This is a genomic window from Streptomyces bohaiensis, assembly GCF_012033785.1.
GTDB classification, from domain to species: Bacteria; Actinomycetota; Actinomycetes; order Streptomycetales; family Streptomycetaceae; genus Streptomyces; species Streptomyces bohaiensis.
Window position 1 is genome coordinate 1 of the sequence record NZ_JAAVJC010000275.1, and the last position, 6248, is coordinate 6248.

The window sequence follows — 6248 nt, forward strand, 5'->3', positions numbered from 1 at the left end:
GCGCCGCCCTTGCCGGCCCGTCCCGCCTTGGCGGAGCGGGCCCGGCCCGCGCGCGCCCGCCCGGCGGGCTTCGCGCCTCCGTCGACCTCGCCGCCGGAGGCGGCCTCAGTCGGCCCGTCGCCGTCGTCCTCGCCGTCGTCCTTGCCGCCGTCACTCGCCGCTGCGGCCTGAGCCGCCGGCAGGTGCTCCAGCCGTGCCACCCCGAACCGGAGCGCCGAGGCGTACGCCTCGTCCGGGTCCAGCCGCCGCAGCTCCTCCGCGATCAGCTCGGCGGTGTCCCGCCGGTGCAGGGCGACGTGCCGCTCGGGCTGACCGGGGACGGCCAGCTCCGCCAGCGACCCGTCGGGACGGTCCAGGCAGATCTCGCCGTCGGCGGTGTGCAGCCGGACCGCGGTGATGCCCGGTCCGGCGGAGAGCACCCGCCGGACCGGGACACCGAGACGGTCGGCGAGCCACAGCGCCAGCAGCTCGGTGCTGGGGTTGTACTCCTCGCCCTCGACGACCGCGCCCGTCACCGGGGCGTGCCGCTGGTCCAGCGCCGAGGCGAGCATGCTGCGCCACGGGGTGATCCGGGTCCAGGCGAGGTCGGTGTCGCCGGGGGCGTACCCCGCCTCGCGCCGGGCCAGGCACGCCACCGGGTCCTCGGCGGCCGCCATGTCGGTGATCCGGCGCTGCGCGAGTGCGCCCAGCGGGTCGGAGGCGGGCCGCTCCGGCGCGTCCTCCGGCCACCACACCACCACCGGGGCGTCCGGCAGCAGCAGCGGCAGCACCGCGCTGTAGGAGTGCGCGGCGAGCTCGCCGTGGAGCCGCAGCAGCACGGTCTCCCCGGCGCCCGTCTCGCCGCCGACGCGCACCTCGGCGTCCATGCGGGCGCGGGCGCGGTCCCGGGGCGACCGCCCCGGGCGCCGCACCACGACCAGGATGCGTGAGGGGTGCTCCTTCGACGCCTCGCTGGCCGCACGCAGCGCGTCGTAGTGGTTGCCCTCGTCCGTGACCAGGACCAGCGTCAGCACCATGCCGACGGCCGGCGAGCCGGTGGCCCGCCGGGCCTTCATGAGCGCCGCGTTGATCTGGCCGGACGTCGTGTCCGTGAGATCGATCTTCATGGCCGCCGCCAACTCCGTCCGTCCCGAGCGAGCATGTCGTCCGCGGCCTCCGGGCCCCAGGTGCCGGCGATGTAGGGCTCCGGCTTGCCCTGCGCGGCCCAGAACTCCTCGACCGGGTCGAGGATCTCCCAGGACCGCTCCACCTCCTGGTGCCGGGGGAAGAGGTTGGCGTCACCGAGCAGCACGTCCAGCAGCAGCCGTTCGTACGCCTCGGGGGAGGACTCCGTGAACGACTCGCCGTAGGCGAAGTCCATGGTGACGTCGCGGATCTCCATCTGGGTGCCCGGGACCTTCGACCCGAACCGCAGCGTCACGCCCTCGTCCGGCTGCACCCGGATCACCAGGGCGTTGTTGTTCAGCTCCCGGGTGTCGGTGGCGTCGAACGGCGAGTACGGGGCGCGCTGGAAGACCACCGCGATCTCCGTGACACGGCGCCCGAGCCGCTTGCCGGTCCGCAGGTAGAACGGCACACCCGCCCAGCGGCGGTTGTCGATTTCCAGCTTCAGCGCCGCGTAGGTGTCGGTCACCGACTCGGGGTCGATGCCGTCCTCCTCCAGGTAGCCCAGGACCCGCTCGCCGCCCTGCCAGCCCGCGCCGTACTGACCGCGCACGGTGTGCCGCGCCAGGTCGGCGGGGAGCCGCACGGCGCGCAGCACCTTGAGCTTCTCCGTGACCAGCGCCTTGGCGTCGAACGAGGCGGGCTCCTCCATCGCCGTCAGCGCCAGCAGCTGGAGCAGGTGGTTCTGGATGACGTCCCGGGCGGAGCCGATGCCGTCGTAGTAGCCGGCGCGGCCGCCGATGCCGATGTCCTCGGCCATCGTGATCTGCACGTGGTCGACGTAGCCGCGGTTCCAGAGCGGTTCGAACATCGTGTTGGCGAACCGCAGCGCCAGGATGTTCTGGACCGTCTCCTTGCCGAGGTAGTGGTCGATCCGGAAGACCTCGTGGTTGGGGAAGACCCCGTGCACGGTGCGGTTCAGCTCCTGCGCGGAGGCCAGGTCGTGGCCGAACGGCTTCTCGATGACCGCCCGGCGCCAACTGCCCTCCGGCGGCTGGGAGAGCTCGTGCTTCTTCAGCTGCCGCACGACCGTCGGGAAGAACTTCGGCGGCACCGACAGGTAGAACGCGAAGTTGCCGCTGGTGCCCCGCTCCTGGTCGAGCGTGTTGATGGTCTCCCGCAGCCGCTCGAACGCCTCGTCGTCGTCGAAGACGCCGGGGACGAACCGCATCCCCTCGGAGAGCTGCCGCCATACCTCCTCACGGAAGGGCGTGCGGGAGTGCTCCTTGACCGCGTCGTGCACGACCTTGGCGAAGTCCTCGTCGGCCCAGTCCCGTCGGGCGAACCCGACCAGGGAGAAACCCGGGGGCAGCAGCCCCCGGTTGGCCAGGTCGTAGACGGCCGGCATCAGCTTCTTGCGGGAGAGGTCACCGGTCACGCCGAAGATGACCAGGCCGGAGGGGCCCGCGATCCGCGGCAGGCGCCGGTCCTGGGGGTCGCGCAACGGGTTGGACAGGGCGGGGTCGCCGCCCTGTCCTCCCGTGGAGTGGCTGCTCACTGGTGTTGTCAGCCCTTCTTCGGTGAGAGCCGGTCCAGTTCGGCCTTGGTGGAGGCCAGCAGTTCGTTCCAGGCCGTCTCGAACTTCTCCAGGCCCTCGTCCTCCAGCAGCTGGACGACCTCGTCGTAGGAGACGCCGACCCGGCCCAGCGCGTCGAGCTCGGCCCGGGCACGGGCGTACCCCTCCTCGCCCTCGGCGCTCACCGTGTTGCCGGTGATCTCGCCGTGGTCGGCGGTGGCCTCCAGCGTCGCCCCCGGCATGGTGTTGACGGTGCCGGGCGCCACCAGCTCGGTGACGTAGAGGGTGTCCGGGTATGCCGGGTCCTTGACGCCGGTCGAGGCCCACAGCGGCCGCTGGGCGTTGGCGCCCTTGGCGAGCAGCGCCCGCCAGCGGTCCGAGGCGGTGACCTGCTCGTACGCCTGGTAGGCGAGCCGGGCGTTGGCGAGGGCGGCCTTGCCGCGCAGCGCGGTCGCCTCCTCGGTGCCCAGCGCGTCGAGCCGCTTGTCGATCTCGGTGTCCACGCGGGAGACGAAGAACGACGCCACCGAGTGGATGCGCGAGATGTCCAGGCCCTTGGCGTCCGCCTGCTCCAGGCCGGTGAGGTAGGCGTCCATCACCTCGCGGTACCGCTCCAGCGAGAAGATCAGCGTGACGTTGACGCTGATCCCCTGGGCGACGGTCTCGGTGATGGCGGGGAGCCCGGCCCGGGTGGCCGGGATCTTGATGAGGGTGTTGGGGCGGTCCACCAGCCAGGCCAGCTGCTTGGCCTCGGCGGCGGTGGCCTCGGCGTCGTGGGCGACCCGGGGGTCGACCTCGATGGAGACCCGGCCGTCGCGGCCGCCGGTCACCTCGAACACCGGGTGCAGGACGTCGCAGGCGTCCCGCACGTCGGCGGTGGTGATCATGCGCAGGGCCTCCTCCACGGAGACGCCGCGCACGGCGAGTTCACTGATCTGCCGCTCGTAGCCCTCCCCGGCGGAGATCGCCTTCTGGAAGATCGCCGGGTTGGTGGTGACCCCGACCACGTAGCTCTGGTCGAGCAGTTCGCCGAGGTCGCCCGAGGTGATGAGCCGGCGGGACAGGTCGTCCAGCCAGATCGCGACACCCTCCTCGGAGAGCCGCTTGAGTGCTTCTGTCATGGGAATCGCAACTCCTGCTCGGTCGTGTGTGGTCAGCTCAGCCCTGTGCGGCGGCGAGGGATTCCCGGGCGGCCTGCGCCACGGCTTCCTCGGTGATGCCGAACTCGCGGTACAGCGTCTGGTAGTCGGCGGAGGCACCGAAGTGCTCCAGCGACACCACCCGGCCGGCGTCGCCGATCCACCGGTACCACGTGAGGCCGATGCCGGCCTCGACGGCGACACGCGCCCGCACCGACGGGGGCAGCACGGTGTCGCGGTACGCCTGATCCTGCTCCTCGAACCACTCGACGCACGGCATCGACACGACGCGCGTGGGGACGCCCTCCGCCTGCAGCGTCTCGCGGGCCGCGACGGCCAGCTGGACCTCGGAACCGGTGGCGATCAGCACCAGCCGCGGGTCGCCGCCCTCGGCCTCGGTGTGGACGTAACCGCCGCGGACGGTGTCCTCGTTGGCGGCGTAGGTCGGAACGTTCTGCCGGGTCAGCGCCAGGCCGTGCGGCGCGGGCGCGGCGTTGTGGCGGCGCATGATCTCGCGCCAGGCGATCACGGTCTCGTTGGCGTCCGCGGGCCGGACCATGTTCAGTCCGGGGATGGCGCGCAGCGCGGTCAGCTGCTCCACCGGCTGGTGGGTGGGGCCGTCCTCGCCCAGGCCGATGGAGTCGTGCGTCCACACGTAGGTGACCGGCACGCGCATCAGCGCGGCGAGCCGCACCGCGGGCCGCATGTAGTCGGAGAACACCAGGAAGGTGCCGCCGTAGATGCGGGTGTTGCCGTGCAGCGCGATGCCGTTCATCGCCGAGCCCATGGCGTGCTCGCGGATGCCGAAGTGCACCGTGCGGCCGTAGGGGTCGGCGTTCGGCAGCGGGTTCCCCTCCGGGAGGAACGAGCTGTCGGCGTCGATCGTGGTGTTGTTGGAGCCCGCGAGGTCGGCGGAACCGCCCCACAGCTCCGGGATGACGGCGCCGAGCTTCTTCAGCACCTCGCCGGAGGCCTTGCGGGTGGCGACGGCCTTGCCGGGCTCGAAGGACGGCAGCGCGTCCTCCCAGTTGTCCGGCAGCTTCTCGGCGCGGATGCGGTCGAACTCCGCGGCGCGCTCGGGGTTGGCCTCGCGCCAGGCGGCGAGCCGCTCGTCCCACTCGGCGTGCGCGGCGCGGCCGCGGTCGATGACCTTGCGGGCGTGCGCCAGCACCTCGGGGTCGACCTGGAAGTTCTGCTCGGGGTCGAAGCCCAGCAGGCGCTTGGTGGCGGCGACCTCCTCGTCGCCGAGCGCCGAGCCGTGGGCGGCCTCGGTGTTCTGCGCGTTCGGCGCGGGCCAGGCGATGATCGACCGCGCGGCGATGATCGACGGGCGGCCGGTCTCGGCCTGCGCCGCGAGCAGCGCCAGCCGCAGTGCGGCGGGGTCGAGGTCGCCGTTGTCGGCCTGCGGGACGCGCTGCACGTGCCAGCCGTACGCCTCGTAGCGCGCCAGGACGTCCTCGGAGACGGCCGTCTCGGTGTCGCCCTCGATGGAGATGTGGTTGTCGTCCCACAGCAGCACGAGGTTGCCGAGCTTCTGGTGGCCCGCGAGGGAGGCGGCCTCCGCGGAGACGCCTTCCTGGAGGCAGCCGTCGCCGGCGAACACCCAGATGGTGTGGTCGAACGGGGAGGTCCCCGGCGCGGCGTCCGGGTCGAAGAGACCGCGCTCGTAGCGGGCGGACATGGCCATGCCCACGGCGTTGCCGATGCCCTGGCCCAGCGGCCCCGTGGTGGTCTCGACACCGGTGGTGTGCTTGACCTCGGGGTGGCCGGGGGTCTTGCTCTCGAAGGTGCGGAACGCCTTCAGGTCCTCCAGCTCCAGGCCGTAGCCCGACAGGTACAGCTGGATGTAGAGGGTGAGGCTGGTGTGACCGACGGACAGCACGAACCGGTCGCGGCCCGTCCAGTCCGGGTCGGTGGGGTCGTGCCGCATCAGCTGCTGGAAGACCAGGTAGGCGGCCGGGGCGAGGCTCATCGCGGTCCCCGGGTGCCCGTTGCCGACCTTCTGGACGGCGTCCATCGCCAGGACCCGGACCGTGTCGACGGCCCGCTCGTCCTGCTCGCTCCAGTCGAACGTGGAAGTGGAAGGCGTGGTGCTCACCCTGCGTCAGGGCTCCTCTCCGCGGTGGTTGCCGGGCCCGCGGTGCGGGCCCGTGATGACGGGGGATCGGACTGCTCCCGCCGAGGCTCGACCGAGCCTACCCCCGTGGCGCGCGCCCGGAATTACCCGCTCGCCACGTGGTCCCCGATGACGCTGACCTCGATGTTCCACCATGCCGCGCCCCGGCGTACGCCGCCGCTCGGGGGCTTCGCCCGATCGTTCGCGCGGCGTTCGTGGCGGCGTCGCCCGGCGGTCGGGCCGCGGTCGCCGCGCGGTCCCCGGGCCGGGGCGTGGACCGGGGGTGCGCCGTCGTGGCCGCTCAGCGCCGTGC

Annotated in this window: 5 protein-coding genes; all 5 read right to left on the reverse strand. The window is 72.6% G+C overall.

The genetic code is table 11. The features are described 5' to 3' along the window. Positions 1–1106, reverse strand: a 1106-nt coding sequence (gene opcA, locus HCN52_RS20685) for a glucose-6-phosphate dehydrogenase assembly protein OpcA (protein WP_245175327.1), incomplete at its 3' end; no start/stop codon positions are given. Beyond that, a complete protein-coding gene (gene zwf / locus HCN52_RS20690; protein ID WP_312876807.1) occupies positions 1103–2662 on the reverse strand; it encodes a glucose-6-phosphate dehydrogenase in 1560 nt (519 codons plus the stop codon). The genes zwf and opcA, both read right to left, overlap by 4 nt. Positions 2663–2670: 8 nt before the next feature. Next, positions 2671–3801 carry a transaldolase gene (gene tal, locus HCN52_RS20695; protein ID WP_168089965.1) on the reverse strand — a complete coding sequence of 377 codons (1131 nt, stop codon included), beginning with the start codon at positions 3799–3801 and terminating at the stop codon, positions 2671–2673. Between the two features lie 37 nt (positions 3802–3838). Then, a complete protein-coding gene (tkt, locus tag HCN52_RS20700; protein WP_168089966.1) occupies positions 3839–5917 on the reverse strand; it encodes a transketolase in 2079 nt (692 codons plus the stop codon). 122 nt (positions 5918–6039) lie between these two features. Then, a partial coding sequence (locus HCN52_RS24915; protein ID WP_209314795.1) for a hypothetical protein occupies positions 6040–6248 on the reverse strand: 209 nt, incomplete at its 5' end.